This window comes from Burkholderia sp. M6-3, assembly GCF_050858985.1.
GTDB classification, from domain to species: Bacteria; Pseudomonadota; Gammaproteobacteria; order Burkholderiales; family Burkholderiaceae; genus Paraburkholderia; species Paraburkholderia caledonica.
In genome coordinates this window covers 1,494,059-1,509,021 of the sequence record NZ_CP110091.1, presented here as the reverse complement: position 1 = coordinate 1,509,021, position 14,963 = coordinate 1,494,059, and the positions used below count along the sequence as shown (strand labels likewise).

Annotated in this window: 18 protein-coding genes and 1 pseudogene; 13 read left to right on the top strand and 6 right to left on the bottom strand. The window is 63.6% G+C overall.

The window, feature by feature from the left end; genetic code table 11:
- The first annotated feature begins 59 nt into the window (after positions 1–59).
- Positions 60–449, top strand: coding sequence for a hypothetical protein (locus OH764_RS24135; RefSeq protein ID WP_408489680.1), 390 nt, complete (start codon positions 60–62; stop codon positions 447–449).
- Positions 450–808: 359 nt separating this feature from the next.
- Complete coding sequence (locus OH764_RS24130) at positions 809–1,441, top strand: cysteine hydrolase family protein (RefSeq protein WP_498851269.1); 633 nt, start codon at positions 809–811, stop codon at positions 1,439–1,441.
- Between the two features lie 52 nt (positions 1,442–1,493).
- On the opposite strand, the gene OH764_RS24125 is transcribed toward OH764_RS24130, so the two are convergent.
- Positions 1,494–2,303, bottom strand: coding sequence for an alpha/beta fold hydrolase (locus OH764_RS24125; RefSeq protein ID WP_498851129.1), 810 nt, complete (start codon positions 2,301–2,303; stop codon positions 1,494–1,496).
- A gap of 161 nt (positions 2,304–2,464) precedes the next feature.
- Complete coding sequence (locus OH764_RS24120) at positions 2,465–2,602, bottom strand: DUF3563 family protein (protein ID WP_498851128.1); 138 nt, start codon at positions 2,600–2,602, stop codon at positions 2,465–2,467.
- Between the two features lie 440 nt (positions 2,603–3,042).
- On the opposite strand from OH764_RS24120, the gene OH764_RS24115 reads away from it, so the two are divergent.
- Complete coding sequence (locus OH764_RS24115; RefSeq protein WP_498851127.1) at positions 3,043–3,351, top strand: DUF4148 domain-containing protein; 309 nt, start codon at positions 3,043–3,045, stop codon at positions 3,349–3,351.
- 110 nt (positions 3,352–3,461) lie between these two features.
- On the opposite strand, the gene OH764_RS24110 is transcribed toward OH764_RS24115, so the two are convergent.
- Positions 3,462–3,731: a hypothetical protein gene (locus OH764_RS24110; protein WP_498851126.1), complete on the bottom strand. Its 270-nt coding sequence runs from the start codon at positions 3,729–3,731 to the stop codon at positions 3,462–3,464.
- A 64-nt stretch (positions 3,732–3,795) separates the two neighbouring features.
- On the bottom strand, positions 3,796–3,975 hold the full coding sequence (locus OH764_RS24105; RefSeq protein WP_498851125.1) for a carboxymuconolactone decarboxylase family protein: 180 nt from the start codon (positions 3,973–3,975) through the stop codon (positions 3,796–3,798).
- Between the two features lie 75 nt (positions 3,976–4,050).
- Here OH764_RS24105 and OH764_RS24100 point away from each other — a divergent pair.
- From OH764_RS24100 to OH764_RS24070, 7 genes and pseudogenes are all read left to right on the top strand, one after another.
- Positions 4,051–4,182: pseudogene (locus OH764_RS24100) on the top strand (helix-turn-helix domain-containing protein); the annotation flags it as partial.
- Positions 4,183–4,331: 149 nt separating this feature from the next.
- On the top strand, positions 4,332–4,652 hold the full coding sequence (locus OH764_RS24095; protein WP_498851124.1) for a YXWGXW repeat-containing protein: 321 nt from the start codon (positions 4,332–4,334) through the stop codon (positions 4,650–4,652).
- Positions 4,653–4,901: 249 nt separating this feature from the next.
- Positions 4,902–5,462 carry an RNA polymerase sigma factor gene (locus tag OH764_RS24090; protein WP_498851123.1) on the top strand — a complete coding sequence of 187 codons (561 nt, stop codon included), beginning with the start codon at positions 4,902–4,904 and terminating at the stop codon, positions 5,460–5,462.
- Positions 5,459–5,878, top strand: a complete 420-nt coding sequence (locus tag OH764_RS24085) for a hypothetical protein (protein WP_498851122.1) — start codon at positions 5,459–5,461, stop codon at positions 5,876–5,878. The genes OH764_RS24090 and OH764_RS24085 overlap by 4 nt, the downstream gene beginning before the upstream one ends.
- A complete protein-coding gene (locus tag OH764_RS24080) occupies positions 5,875–6,384 on the top strand; it encodes a periplasmic heavy metal sensor (RefSeq protein ID WP_498851121.1) in 510 nt (169 codons plus the stop codon). Before OH764_RS24085 ends, OH764_RS24080 begins: the two co-directional genes overlap by 4 nt.
- A gap of 71 nt (positions 6,385–6,455) precedes the next feature.
- Positions 6,456–7,979, top strand: coding sequence for a DUF1800 domain-containing protein (locus OH764_RS24075; RefSeq protein WP_498851120.1), 1,524 nt, complete (start codon positions 6,456–6,458; stop codon positions 7,977–7,979).
- 3 nt (positions 7,980–7,982) lie between these two features.
- Positions 7,983–9,131 carry a DUF1501 domain-containing protein gene (locus OH764_RS24070; protein WP_498851119.1) on the top strand — a complete coding sequence of 383 codons (1,149 nt, stop codon included), beginning with the start codon at positions 7,983–7,985 and terminating at the stop codon, positions 9,129–9,131.
- A 39-nt stretch (positions 9,132–9,170) separates the two neighbouring features.
- Here the strand turns inward: OH764_RS24070 and OH764_RS24065 are convergent, their stop codons facing one another.
- Entirely contained in the window at positions 9,171–10,094 is a 924-nt protein-coding gene (locus OH764_RS24065) for a LysR family transcriptional regulator (RefSeq protein ID WP_498851118.1), read from the bottom strand.
- Between the two features lie 175 nt (positions 10,095–10,269).
- Here OH764_RS24065 and OH764_RS24060 point away from each other — a divergent pair, with 175 nt between their 5' ends.
- The 3 genes from OH764_RS24060 (at position 10,270) to OH764_RS24050 (ending at position 14,131) form a co-directional block, all read left to right on the top strand.
- Positions 10,270–11,718, top strand: a complete 1,449-nt coding sequence (locus tag OH764_RS24060; RefSeq protein WP_498851117.1) for a M20 family metallopeptidase — start codon at positions 10,270–10,272, stop codon at positions 11,716–11,718.
- Positions 11,708–12,997 (top strand): MFS transporter, encoded by a 1,290-nt coding sequence (locus tag OH764_RS24055; protein ID WP_498851116.1) that lies wholly within the window; start codon positions 11,708–11,710, stop codon positions 12,995–12,997. The genes OH764_RS24060 and OH764_RS24055 overlap by 11 nt, the downstream gene beginning before the upstream one ends.
- An 81-nt stretch (positions 12,998–13,078) precedes the next feature.
- On the top strand, positions 13,079–14,131 hold the full coding sequence (locus OH764_RS24050; protein WP_498851115.1) for a serine hydrolase domain-containing protein: 1,053 nt from the start codon (positions 13,079–13,081) through the stop codon (positions 14,129–14,131).
- Positions 14,132–14,213: 82 nt separating this feature from the next.
- Here the strand turns inward: OH764_RS24050 and OH764_RS24045 are convergent, their stop codons facing one another.
- On the bottom strand, positions 14,214–14,891 hold the full coding sequence (locus OH764_RS24045; protein WP_498851114.1) for a FadR/GntR family transcriptional regulator: 678 nt from the start codon (positions 14,889–14,891) through the stop codon (positions 14,214–14,216).
- Positions 14,892–14,963 lie beyond the last annotated feature (72 nt).

Here is a 14,963-nt window from a genome sequence, read left to right as displayed (position 1 = left end):
TGTCCCGCGTTCTCTGCGTTTTCCGCGTTTTCCGCCACACACAGTCTATGGAGCACCTGATGAACCGACTTTTTCTTGCAAGCCTATTTACGACCGGCGTCCTTCTCGTGAGCGGATGCACGGCAGCGAGTGGTCCATCCTTTAACGCCTATTCCGTCGACGCAAGCAACGGCGTCAGGACATACCGGGCCGAGTGCCACGGCCTCCTGGAAAGCGCGGCGACCTGCACGAAAGTGGCGCAACACATCTGCGGCGACAAGTCTGTACAGCCGATCGAACGGATCGACCGCGTTCGCGAAGCCGACGACAACCGCAATGACCCTCGCGTTCTGCTATTCAGTTGCGCTCAGGCGTCCGACAGCAAGACGTCGGCCGAACCGCCTTCGACGGTTGACGAAGGCGCCAGGATCGGAGACGTCGATCACCGTTCAGGAACTAAAGCGATGTAACCGTGAGGCAGCGCGGCCACGCTCGTCTCGGGCGTTGGCCGCCGTGTCGCCGACCTGAGCGACCTGCGCACGTTCAAAAACAAACGCACCGGCAGGTCGCGAAAACCGTACTTGCATGCCAGATCCCAACAAGCGCGTGGGAGTCTTAATCATCGCCTTGTTAAAAGCATGCATGCGGGCCAAGCAGCGGACGCATCGAGCGCCTTGTCGTCTGGCGCTCGCGTGCAAAACCGGGACGCCGCATCAATGCGTCGTTGCTTTCCAGGGCTTCGTTTCCTAATCTGGTCGGGAGGCTCCGGTCGGGTAGGTCGGTGAGCCGTCACGCGTTTTCCTGGAGGTCCGAAGTGTCCTTTGATCGTATGGAGACAGCCGTAGTATTCATCGACCCGCAAGTCGATGTCCTGAGCAAGTCGGGCAAGAATTGGGGCGCGGTGGGAGCGAGCGTGACGGAGAACAGGACGGTCGAAAACATGCTGCGAATCTTCAAGGCGGCAAAGGCCGCGAAATTTCCCGTCTTTATATCGCCACATTACTTTTTCCCGACCGATCGCCTGTGGAAATTCAACGGGCCGTTGGAGTCCGATGAATTCGCTACCGGGACATTTGCGCGTAGCGGTCAGTTGAATCTCGAAGGTTTCGACGGATCAGGCGCTGACTGGCTCGACGAATTCAAGCCTTACATCAACGACGGCGAGACGGTTGTTGTGAGCCCACATAAGGTCTTCGGACCGCAAACCAACGATCTCGTCCTTCAGCTGCGCAAGCGCGGCGTGAGCAAGGTGGTACTCGGAGGCATGCTCGCCAATATGTGCGTGGAATCGCATCTGCGCGACCTGCTCGAACAGGGGTTCGAGGTTCACGTCGTGAGCGATGCGACTGCGGGACCACGTCACCCCGTTTGGGGCGATGGATATAAAGCGGCAATGGTCAATTACGCGTTTCTCGCGCACGGCGTGGTGACAACCGACGAAGTTGTCGCTTCAATGGAATGACGCACGCGTAACCAGCATTTCCCGGACGAGCTGCCGTTCGCCTGCTGCCTGATCAATACGCCGCTTCCGACTCGGCGATATGCCGCGCGATCGCCGCATTGACCTGGTCGGCGTGCGTGAGCGGCCCCATGTGTCCCGCGCCCACGACGATTGCAAGGCGTGCCGCAGGCAGCAGCATGGGCAGCCGCTCGGCGATCGCCCGCGTCGGAACCGGCGCATGTTCGCCGCGCATGATCAACGCCGGCACGCGCAGGCTCGTGTAAGCGCTGGCGGGCGTGCGTTCATCGAGAAGCGCGCGAAAGTCGAGCGGCGCCTTCGGCGCCCAGCGCGTGAGCGCCGCCTGCACCGAGGGCCGCAGCGCATCCCATGCGCCCCGTCCACTCCAGTAATCGACGAAGGAAGCCGCCGCACCGCGATAGTCGCCGCAGCTGACTCCGTCGGCGGTGCGCTTCGAGATCGCGACGATTTCCGACAGCGCTTCGACTCCGTAGGTGCCCATCGCCTTCAGCAGGTGGAAAGCCGACGGTTCGTACAGCGTCAGGCTCGCAATGCGCCCGGGCCGCTCGACGGCCGCGCGCAACGCCACGCCACCGCCGTACGAGTGGCCGACGAGATGCACCTTGCCACACGTGGCGTCGATGATGCCGACCGTCCTTGCCGCCTCGTCGGCAAGCGTGAACGCGCGCTCGCCGCTCCATGGGCCGGTGCTGTCGCAGCCGTAGTGCTCCGGCGCGACGAACGCGTGGCGCGAGCCAAGCGCCTCGCCGAGCTTGCGCCATTGCGTCGCTCCGGAGCCCGAGCAATGCAGAGCGATGACGGTCGTTGGAGATGTGCAGACTCGCGATGCGATGGCGCTATTCATGTCGTTCCTGGGGAGTCGGGTAGTCGAGGAGTCGGGAGCGCGGATGCCGTGCCGGTGAGTCTCCACTATCGGTGCGACGCCGCCCGCTGGCTATGACCGAGACGCCGGAAGATTTGCTCTGCCATCCGAACTGATAGGCGGTCAGCGCCCGTTGAGCGAACTCAACCGTCGATGTCGAGCGACTGCATGCGACGTTCAAGCTCGCACATGTCCACGGCAGATGCGAGGTACGCATCTCGACGGCTGTGTTCAGAGCGGTCGAGCAGCTCTTGCAGCAAGAGAAACAGATAGATGAACATGATGCCCTCCGGTCGACGGCCTGGTCGATTCAGTACCAGCGCGAACGGGGCGCGACGCAACAGTATCCGGTTGGATGTACAGTGGCTCGCGCTGCGGCTGGACGCTGTGTATTGCAGAGTCCATGCCATATCGCTGCAAGCCTTGTATGGCGGTGTTTTGAACTACGCCGGGTACGGCGAATTCGATAAACTGTCGTAGCGTCGCCAACATGGATTCACGTGAGCGTCGGCATGACACGAACACCCGTTTGTTGCGGCGGGAAATGTGAGCGGAGCTTGAGAAACCAGGCGTGGGGATTGCTCGGGGTTTTTTGTCGCCTCCGTGAGTAGGCGTTATTGCACAGCAACGGAATCATCGAAAGACGAAAAACCCGAGGAAACACGCCAGCCGCGCCGGCACGGCGTCGCCCCTGGCACGCTTGCACCGAAGGACACGCACCATGAGCAGACTGCTGACAAACTGGTCGACGCTTTTCGCCGTGACGATGCTGGTCGCCGGTTGCGTGGCACCCGTCATGCCGTACACCGGGCCGCACCTTACCCCGACGGAGTGCCGCGACCTCGCAGCGCTGAGAACAAACGCGCCGCCGACCATGGCGCAGCACCAGAGCGAACTCGGTGCCCTGAGAAAAGCGGGCTACGACCCGTCCCCGTGGTATGACCCGTACTATCCGGACGACCTCCAGGCGGCGCAGCGCCTGGTCGACTACTGGTTCCAGACCGAGTGCCAGCGGCCTCAGCCCGGCTGATCGTCATTCATCAGCGGTCGACGCGAGCACGAACCGGGACAATGATTTGCAATGGTCCGACCGGGGGGCACCCGGAATACAGACCGCCGCAACGCTCGTTTCTCTGGCTATTAACCATGTCCGGGCGCGGGCAGACTGCGCACGTAACGAGCGAGCCCGTCAGATTCAACGGACTCGCGCAGTCCGCGCCCATGCGCCGATCGCCTGTTAAGCCGCCCTTGCAGGAACCTTCGACAGAAGCGGCCCCAAACCTTCGGCGAACGCTTGCCGCCCTGGCCGCTGCCGAAAATCAACGTATCGAAATGTTCAACTTGAGACATGAAATCCTCCAGTACACCTGCGAGTGAGTTGGCCAGTGCGGCAGCGATCAGGCTTTCCACCGGATCACAGCGATGCGGCGAGCGGCACGTCACCGCGTGACGAGTCCGCCCGACTACGCACGTGTTACTTGACCGGCGGGAAATCGACGTCAGTGTCGTTAATGCGATTGAATGTGTTGGTGAAGATCGTCATGGCAATCGCCAGTGAAATCTCAGCCAGTTGCGTGTCGCTGTAGCCCGCGGTGCGAATAGCTGTGAACTCGCTTTCATCGATCGTGCCGCGCGTGCTCTGCAGGCTCAGCACGAAGTGGACGAGGGCGTCGCGCTTCGTATCGCCCGTCGCCTGGCCCGCACGAATCTGACGGAGCGTCTCGGGCGAGAGGCCGAAGTCGTAGCCGAGACGGTCGGCTATCAATCCGTGGCGGCGTTCCGTCGCGCCTTCACCCAACATCTGGGCATGACACCCGCCGAGTGGCGTCGTTCCGAAGACAACCAGCACGGACAGTCATGATTTGCATCCGCTCCCACGCGTCGCAGCGGTGATTGTCGCTGCGACGCGCATAAATATTCAAAGCGTTCGACGGATTTTTCCCCCTGTCGCGTTTAAGAAGAAACGGAGCCGTGCCGCGCTTCGACACTGAATGAATGGGAGAAACCGACATGACATCGAAAACGCCGTTTCACTTTGGACGCAACGTGCTCGCCGTCGCGGCGACCTGCGCCGCAGCGCTGACCGCGGCACCTGCCATCGCCCAGGCAGTGATCATTGCGCCTGTCGCGCCACCGCCGCCCCGCGTCGAAGTCATGCCCGCGCCGCGAGCGGGCTATGTGTGGGACCAGGGCCGCTGGCGTTGGCACCACGGTCGTTACGAGTGGGCGCCGGGCCATTGGCAGCCGGTCCGCGCCGGTTACCACTGGGTACCGGGACATTGGGTGCAGCGCGGACCGAACTGGCGCTGGGTCGAAGGTCACTGGGCGTGAAGGCCTCACATGACTCGAGGAGGCACGCTGCCATGAAAACACTGATGATATTGCTGCTCGTGGCGTCGCTCGGCGGTTGTGTGGTCTACCCGGCGCGGTCGGTCTACTATCGTCCAGCAGTCGTCGTTTATTGAACAACCGCGTGAACGACTGCTTGAAAAACTGCGCCTGGATAATGCACGCGCAACGAACCTTTGAGGATAGAGACGACGTGAAGCGCATCGCACGTGTGTCGAAGGGCGCGGCCTCTTGAGCGAACGCGATCCCGACGCGGAATTGCTGGAGCAGGTCGGCCGGCACGATCCGGCCGCCGTGCGCACGCTCGTCGCGCGCAAGCTGCCGCGTCTGCTCGCGGTCGCCACGCGCATGTTGGGAGACCGCATGGAAGCGGAAGACGTCGCGCAGGAAGTGTTCGTGCGGATCTGGAAACAGGCCACGCGCTGGCGAGAAGGCGAGGCGAAATTCGACACGTGGATTCATCGCGTCGCACTTAACCTCTGCTATGACCGTCTGCGCGGCCGGCGCGAAGATCCTCGCGACGACCTGCCCGACGAGGTCGATCCCGCCGCGCCGCCGGATGCACGGCTCGAAGCGCGCGCCCGCGACGAGCGTGTTCGCGAAGCACTCGCCGCCTTGCCCACGCGACAACGCGAGGCACTGGTGCTCACTTATTACCAGGAGATGTCGAACACCGACGCCGCAGCACTAATGGGCGTCACGGTCGATGCGCTGGAAAGTCTGCTGGCCCGCGCGCGCCGCAATCTGCGCGCTCAACTGGCCGACAGCGGCCTTAGCAAGGACAAGTCATGACGCCGGAAAGATTCCACCAGATCGTCGAAGCCTACGGTGCCGATCCGCGCCGCTGGCCGCAACAGGAGCGGGCAGCGGCGCAGACCTGGGCGGACGCGCATCGCGCGCAAGCGGATGCGTACCTGGCTGAAGCCGCCGAGCTGGACACGTGGCTCGCTGCCGACCATGTTGCGCCGCCGGACGCGGCACTGCAGCAGCGCATCATCGACAGCGCGCCGCGGCGGCGGCCTGCCGCGCAGCGGCGCGCATGGTGGTGGTCAGGCGCGGCGGTCGCTGGCGTCGGCTTGCTCGGCGGCGCGGCCGGCGCTTTGGCCGTGTCGTTTTTCGTATTGACCGAAACGGTTCCGCCGATGCACGAGTCGTCATATCTAACGTCGAGTTTCGGTGGTTCATCTGCCGACTGGAGCGGCGAATGAACAGCCGGTCATGGAAAATCGTTCTGGTGGCTTCGCTGGTGCTCAATGTGTTCCTGCTGGGCGCGATTGCCGGTGGCGCGTATCAGTGGTTTGCGGCGCACGGCGCCACGACACCGCTCGCCGCGCAACAGCGCGCGCTGCGCTTTGCCGCGCAGACGCTTTCAACCGAGCGGCAAAAAGAGTTTGCCGACAGCCTGAAGAACGGACGCCGCGAGGCGCGACAGTTTGCGCGCGAGGCACGCGAAGGGCGGCGCGAGGTGTTGCGTCTGCTGGCCGCTCCGCAGGTCGATCGCCCGGCACTCGACGCCGCCCTCGCTCGCACACGTGCGGCCGACAGCAATCTGCGCGCGCAAGTGGAAAGCAGTGTGGCGGACTTCGCGGCGGGGTTGTCGCCTGAAGAGCGGGTCAAGTTTGCCGACAGCCTCCGCTTGCGCGGACAGTGGCGCGAGCCGCAGTCCGGCGCTAGCGTCGCGAGGCCGGCTAGTCCGGCATCTTCGGGTGATTAAAAATCAGACAGGCGCGACGGATATCTATCGCACCGCACGTTCAAGCTGTATCTACCGCCGAAGAGGATCGCATGGGCCTTACCGCCGCTGCAATTGCGCTGAACCGTTTCGGCCTGGGCGCCCGCGCCGACGATACCGCGCCCCCCGACCCGAAGGCCTGGCTACTCGCGCAGTTCGATCATTACCAGCCGAAGCCGGCTGCGTGGGCGAGCCAGCCGGATTCGCTGGCAATATCGGGCGAACTGGAACATCAGCGCATGCAGTTGCGTATGCAGGCTCAGCGCAATCCGGGCGGCGCGAGCATGCCCGCAGAAGCGAATGCCCAGACAGGTGAGCAAGCGGCATCGCAAAGCAATTCACGAAAAGATAAGGAAGCCGAACGAAAAGCGATCCGTGCGGAAATACGCGACAACTATCGATCGTCCGTGAATGCGCGGGTGGTTAGCGCACTCACCACACAGACGCCCTTTGTCGAGCGGCTCGTTCATTTCTGGTCTAACCACTTTGCGGTGTCGGCAGAAAAGCCCGCTGTGGCGGCGCTCGCCGGCTCGTTTGAAGCCGAAGCAATCCGCCCACATGTGCTGGGCCGCTTTGAGGACATGCTCGTTGCGGTGGAACGTCATCCGGCCATGCAACTGTTTCTCGATCAGACGCGCTCGGTCGGGCCGGACAGCGTCGCGGCGATGCGGGCGGCGCAGCGCAATCCCGAGCGCAAGCGCGGCCTGAACGAAAATCTCGCGCGCGAAATCATGGAGCTGCATACGCTAGGTGTGCGCAGTGGCTATAACCAGGACGACGTGACCGAATTCGCCCGCGCGCTGACGGGTTGGAGTCTCGCTGCGGGACCTCGTAATCCCGGGAATATCGCCAACGCCGGCAGTTCAGCCGGTGCAGACATGCCGGCAAGCCGTTCGATGCAAGAAGCCTCGGCGCCGGGCAGCTTCGTGTTTCGCGACGCGTTGCATGAGCCCGGCTCACGAACCATCATGGGCCGCCGTTACGATCAGCCCGGCGAACAACAGGCGCTTGCAATTTTGCATGATCTCGCAGGCGCGCCCGCGACAGCGCAGCACATCGGCTCGAAACTGGCCCGTCATTTCATTGCCGACAATCCGCCGGCAGACGTGAGCGAGCGGCTTGCGGGCGTGTTCGAGCGCAGCGGCGGCGATCTGCCGTCCGTCTACCGTGCATTGCTCGACATGCCGCAAGCGTGGTCGCCCGTCGCTGTCAAGTTCAAGACGCCCTGGGAATGGGCGATCTCTTCGATGCGCGGGCTCGGCTGGCAAGACCTTGGCAATCAGCAGGCAGCGCCCGTGCTCGCGCAACTCGGTCAACCGGTGTGGCGGCCAGGCTCGCCTGCCGGTTACGACGATATTGCTGCAAGCTGGGCCGCGCCCGATGCGCTGGTGCGCCGCGTCGAAGTGGCGCAGCGGCTGGCCGCGCGCGTCGGCGACCGGCTCGACGCGCGTTCGCTGGGACAGGTGCTGCTTGCGGGATCGCTCAGCGCGCCGAGTGCAGTGGCCGTCGCACGTGCCGAAAGCGCATCCACGGCCATCGCACTTTTGCTGGTCTCGCCCGATTTTCAACGGAGATAGTCCATGTCTTCACGCCGTCAATTTCTGCAAATTGCTGCTGCCGGAGCGGGCGCAATTCTCGTATCGCCGCGCATTGCTTTCGCGAGCGTCGTCACGGATCGGCGTTTCGTGTTCGTGATTCAGCGGGGCGCCGCCGATGGCCTGAGCATCGTCGTGCCCTACGCGGAGCCTGCCTATGCAACGTTGCGCGGCGCGCTTGCAATCGATGCATCGAGCGCGCGTCGCCTGGACGGCACCTTTGCGCTGCATCCCGCACTCGTGCAGATCGGCGCCATGTACGCGGATCGCCAGGCGCTGTTCGTGCACGCGGTGGCATCGCCGTATCGCGATCGCTCGCATTTCGACGGACAGAACGTGCTCGAGACGGGCAGCGCGTCGCCATATCGGGTGAAGGACGGCTGGCTCAACCGGCTCGTCGCGCAATTGCCGAGCGCACGCGAAAACGCGATTGCGTTCGCGCCGACTGTGCCCATGGCGCTGCGCGGCAATGCGGAGGTGACTTCTTACGCGCCTTCAGCCCTACCGCAAGCGCCGGACGATCTGCTCATGCGCGTCTCCCAGCTATACGATCAGGACGCCCAGTTGCGCCCACTGTGGGAATCGGCCATGACGGCGCGCGGCCTGGCGGGCGACGCAGGCGCGCGTCAGGACCCCGCGAGCCTCGGCAAACTGGCCGCCAGTTTTCTGTCACGCGATGACGGCCCGCGGATCGCAATGATCGAAACCGGCGGGTGGGACACGCACAGTGCGCAGAGCACGCGCCTTGCCAATCAGTTGAAAGCGCTCGACACGATGCTCGCGGCGCTGCGCGACAACATGGGCCCGGCCTGGAGCAAAACCACCGTATTGGTCGCGACCGAGTTTGGCAGAACCGCGGCCGCGAACGGCACTGGCGGCACCGATCACGGCACGGGTTCGGTCGCGATGGTGTTGGGCGGAGCGGTCGCGGGCGGGCGGGTCATCGCGGATTGGCCCGGTCTCGCGCCTCGCGACCTTTACGAAGCGCGCGACCTCAAGCCGACCACATCGCTCGACTCGCTGATTGCCGGCGTCGCGAGCGAAGGCCTCGGCCTCGATCCTCAGCGCACGGCTCGCGCGCTATTCAGTCAGACCGTCGCGACGAAGCCGCTCACAGGTATCGTGCGTTCATAGTGCGGCGGGTTTAGTAGCTCACAGTGCTTTGGCAGCGCGCTAACCTCGGCTGACTCCCACGTCCACATGCTCGGGTGACTCGATCGCTTCCATCAGCAACGCAATGAACGCCGTCACTGCCTGTGGAAGCGTGCGGCCCGCCATAGTCTGAATCTGTAACGTGCGCTGGTGTAGTTCGGGGTTTGAAATCGGCACCATTGCAAGTGAGTCGGACACGAGGCGGCTGTGTACCGTCAGATAGCCGGTCAACGTTATCGCGTCGGTGTAGCGCACGAAGTTTTGCAACGCCACGTGATAGTTGCTGGCGACTACCGGCTCGAAGATCAGCCCTTCCAGACTGCATGCGATATCGAACAGTTGCCGTATCGTCAGAGTCTGGCTCGGCATGGCGAGCGGCCACGGCAGCATGTCCGCCAGCGAGACGCTGGCGCGCGCGGCGAGCGGATGGCTCTGCCGCATCAGCGCGTACACCGGTGCGCGCTGTGCGTAATGCACTTGCACGTCCCGCTCCGGCACCATGTTGAAACATACCGCCACGTCGTGCGTGCCTTCACGCACGCGCTGCGTCGCTATCGACGGCGCGGAGACGTCCAGCTGGAAATGCGCGCCGGGATGCATCTTCAGGAACTGCGCAAACACGAGCGGCAGGAAGTCCGGCGCAACGCCTTCCGAACTCGCAATGCGAATGGTCGCGCGTTCGCCGGCCGCAAGACCGCGGATCTCCCCGGTGACACGTTCGTCCTCCAGCTGACTGCGGCGGGCGTGGTTGGCGAGGAGCCGCCCGGCATCGGTAAGTACCATGCCGCGCGGACGGCGCTCGAAGAGCGGCGTTCCGAGTTGCTCCTCGAGCCTCGCGATTTGCCGGCTCAAAGCGGACACGGCGACGAAAAGCCGCTCGGACGCCTTGCTCAGCGATCCACTGCGCGCGACTTCGAGGAAATAGCGCAAGGCTGTCTGATCCATTGGATGCGTTAATCCCGGTGACGACCTTTGCCGTTCTGGCAAAGGTGGGTGAGAAATATTGTAATTGTGCAGAAATATCGGCCACCACAGCATGGGTGTTGACCCGCTGCCGCACGCGCCGCGCACTCTGACGCGGCGCGCAACGCAGTTTCCAGCGCACCCGACGGAGACCGAGTTGACCCGACATACCGCCATTGAGCTAGCCACTGAAGGTTACCGATCCGGCCAGTTTCTCGCTGACCTGCAACGCCGCGTCGCGCTGCGTACTGAAAGCCAGGAGCCGGAGCGCAACTCGCTTCTGCGCGCCTATCTCACCGACGAATTGACGCCGCGCCTCGAAGCATGGGGGTTCGTGTGCCGCATCGCCGAGAATCCGCACGAAGGCGCGGGCCCGTTTCTGATCGCGCATCGTCATGAAGGCGACGATCTGCCGACCGTGCTCAGCTACGGGCATGGCGACGTGGTGCGCGGCTACGACGCGCAATGGGCCGACGGCCGCTCGCCATGGGAGGTGAGCGTTGACGGCGAGCGCTGGTATGGCCGCGGCACCGCCGACAACAAAGGCCAGCACAGCATCAACCTGGCCGCGCTGAAAGCCGTGATGGATGCGCGCGGCGGCAAGCTCGGCTTCAACCTGAAGCTGTTGTTCGAAACCGGCGAAGAGGTTGGGTCGCCCGGTTTGCACGCACTGTGCACCAGCCTGCGCGACGAACTTGCCGCCGATGTACTGATCGCCTCCGACGGCCCGCGGCTCGCCGCCAGCCGTCCGACGCTTTTTCTCGGCTCGCGCGGCGTAATCAACTTCCGGCTCGACATAAACCTGCGCGACGGCGCGCATCACTCGGGCAACTGGGGCGGGCTGCTGCGCAATCCGGGCATCGTGCTCGCCAACGCGATTGCCTCGATGGTCGACGCCAACGGCCGGATCGCGATCGAAGGGCTTCGTCCACCGCCGGTGCCGGACGCGGTGCGCCGCGCGCTGGCCGACATCAGCGTGGGCGGCAACTCCGGCGAGCCTGAAGTCGATACCGACTACGGCGAGCCGGGCCTGACGCCCGCCGAGCGCGTGTTCGGCTGGAACAATCTGGAAGTGCTCGCGTTTCGCACCGGCAACCCCGAAAAGCCCGTGAATGCCATTCCGCCGTTCGCGTTTGCGCACATGCAGCTGCGCTTCGTGGTGGGCACCGACTGGTCCGATATCGCCGGCATCGTGCGCCGCCATCTCGACGCGCACGGGTTCCATATGGTCGAAGTGAGCGTCGAACGCGGCGCGCCCGCCACGCGCGTCGATCCGGAGAACCCTTGGGTACGGTGGGCGTTGCGCTCGCTTACGCGAACCACCGGCGCGCAGCCGGTGCTGCTGCCGAACCTCGGCGGAACGCTGCCGAACGATGTGTTCGCCGACGTGCTCGGCATGCCCACGCTGTGGGTGCCGCATTCTTACCCCGGCTGTTCGCAGCACGCGCCGGACGAGCATCTGCTCGCGCCGGTAGTCGAAGAAGGTCTGCGCATCATGGCAGGCCTCTTCTGGGATCTCGGTACGCGCGAGGGCGACGCCCCCGACGCGAATCCGGCCGCCAATCTGCCCCGTCAACCGTATCGAGGACAGCGCAATGAGTACTGACACCGCCGCCATGCAAGAACCGCTCGACGCCGCGCAGTCGCACAACATTACGCGCCTGATCGTGGCGACATCGATAGGGAACGCGCTCGAGTTCTACGACCTCGTCGTGTATGGCTACTTCGCCTCCACGCTGTCGCGCCTGTTTTTTCCGACGCACGACCGCACCGTTTCGCTGTTACTTACGCTCGGCACGTTTGCGCTGTCGTATCTCGCGCGTCCGGTCGGCGCGCTGGTTCTCGGTTCATATAGCGACAGACACGGCAGGAAGGCCTCGCTCACACTCTCGATCGGGTTGATGACGCTCGGCACAGGACTCGTCGCCGTCATGCCGCCGTATGCGACGATCGGCATCGCCGCGCCGATCCTGATCTTCGTATCGCGCTTGCTGCAGGGCTTTTCCGCCGGCGGTGAATTCGGCAGTTCGACGGCGTTTCTCGTCGAGCATGCGCCGGCGCGCAGCGGCTTCATGTCGAGCTGGCAGTTCTCGAGCCAAGGCGCGAGCACCTTGCTCGCCTCGTTGTTCGGCGCCTTGCTGACCGGCCTGCTGACGCCGCCTCAACTGGAAGGGTGGGGGTGGCGTATCCCATTCCTGTTCGGCATGCTGATCGGCCCTATCGGCCTGTACATTCGCCGGCGCATGGACGAAACACCGGAATTCGCTCGCGCCGAAAAGCTCGCGTCGCCGGTGCGCACGGTACTTGCGACACAGAAGGAACTGGTGCTCGTTTCGATCGGTTCGCTCGTACTCACCACGACCGCGAACTACATGCTCCTGTATATGCCGACGTACGCGACGCATCAGCTCAAGCTCTCGCCGTCGTCGGGATTCATTGCGACGCTCGTGGCGGGCTTCATCGTGATGGCGCTGGTGCCGGTGGTCGGACACCTGTCGGACAAGCTCGGGCGCATACGCATCATGTTGCCGGTCGGCGTACTGTTTCTGGTGACGGTGTATCCGGCCTTCATGCTGATGAACGCCTATCCGTCGTTGCCCATGCTGCTGGCCTGTGTGATCTGGGTCGCGCTGCTGAAAGCGACGTACTTCGCGCCGATTCCCGCGTTGATGGCGGACCTTTTTCCGGTTGAAACGCGCACGACCGGTATGGCGTTCGCCTACAACATCGGCACCACGATTTTCGGCGGCTTCACGCCGGTGGTGGTCGCGGCGCTGATCGCCTTCACACATAACAATCTGGCGCCCGGTTTGTATCTGATGATCGCCGCTGTAATCAGCCTCTTCACGCTGATGTGGGCGCGCCGCCGTCTGCACGTGCGATGAGGACGCGGTTCATCGGGATTCATCGCGGGTCATCACCTCTGCACGCGCAACGACTATCCAGAAAACTCACAGGAAATACGCATGAACGAAGCATTGCAGCAGGCCATCCAGTTTTCCATCGAGCATGAATCGACATGGGATCGCCAGGTCGATGCCAACTGGGGCGTGCATGTGAAAGACCCGGCGCCGTGGAACCGGCTGCTCGGGCCAGTGCACGACCGGGGACCGGTCTCTGGCGCGATTGCACTCGACGGACGCAAGCTCGCGACGTGGGGCGAGCCGGACCGCGCGGACCTTACGTTCAGCATTGCGAAGACGTATCTCGCGCTGCTCGCGGGCGTGGCCCACGACCGCGGCCTGCTGTCCGATCTCGATGAGCCAGTGCGCGTGAGCGTGCCGGGGATCGGTTTCGACGACGATCACAACGCAAGCATCACGTGGGCGCAATTGCTGCAACAGACGAGCGAATGGCAGGGCACCTGCTTCGGTTTACCCGATCAGGCGGATCACTATCGCGCGGTCACGTTCGGTGAGCCGCCGAACGGCAAGAAGGGCGATCTGCGTCCGCTACAGCAGCCGGGCACGTATTGGGAGTACAACGATGTGCGCATCAACCAGCTTTCGCTGGCGCTGCTGCATCTGTTCGGCGAGCCGCTGCCGGACGTGTTCCGCGAGGCGATTGCACGGCCTTCAGGAGCAAGCGACGCCTGGGATTGGGTCGGCTATGACCACGCATGGGTGGAGGTGGGCGGGCGCCGCATGCAGTCGGTGCCGGGCGGCACGCACTGGGGCGGCGGCATGTCGATCAGCGCGAACGATCAGTTGAAGATCGCGCAGATGCTACTCGACGAAGGCGTCGCATCGGGGCGCCGCGTGCTGTCGAAGGAATGGATCGAGCGTATGCAAACGCCTTGCGCGATCGCGCCGTTCTACGGCTATCTCGTCTGGCTCAACACCGGACAGAAGATGTTCCCGAGCGTGCCGGCATCGAGCTACTTCGGCGTGGGCGCGGGTAGCTCGTTCATGTGGATCGAGCCGACCCGGAGGCTCGCCGTCATAGTGCGCTGGCTTAATCCCGAGCATGCGGATGAGTTCTTTGGGCGTGTGTTCGATGCAGTGGCGCAGTTGCGGTAACGGCGACCCGGGTGAGCAGAGCAAACGCCCTTCGCCAAGTTCACCGAAAGCATGATCAAACCAATGCACAGCCAAAGCTGTTTCACCCCGCTGAATCCGCCGCGCCGCCTATCTTGCTGGACGCCCGCGACTGCACGCTCGACAGATGCTCGCGCATGCATCGAGCCGCCGTTTCACCGTCACGGGCTTTCATCGCGTTGACGATTGCCTGATGCTGCTCGGCAAAATAGTGCCGCGTCTCCTGGCTGACGGTTTTCTTTCGAACCTCCGGCTTGACGCGCATGCCGTTGATCACTTCCATGAGGGCAATGAGTGCCGGATTGCGGGTGGCCTGGCTGATCAATAAGTGAAAGCGGTGATCCCATTGCTGCCACTCCTCGTCGCTGTTCGCGGCGGCGTTTTTACGCGCGCACTTCTCCAGTTCAAGCAGATCGTCCCAGCTGGCCTTGGTCGCCGCGAGTTCCGCCAGCGCGGGCTCGAAAAGTAGTCTCATCTCGGCGATATCGGCTGGACTGGTGCCCGCGCGCAAGCCGCGCAGCGTGGGACCGAACTTGAGAGGCCGTGCTCCCAGATAGGTGCCGCGCCCAACTCCGCGCCATACGCGTCCCGACGCTTCCAGCGAGGCAAGCACCGAGCGCAATTCCCTTCGACTGACGCCAAGTTCCTCAGCCAGCTTCCTTTCGGGCGGTAACGCGTCGCCGTCTTTGAGCTGATGACTTGCAATATACCCGAGCAGGCTGTTCAACGCGGTGTCTTCCATTCCATTTCCGAACCAATGAATATTGGTCTCAAAGATAACAGATTGACGGCGCACCGGCTGCGAATTTCATGC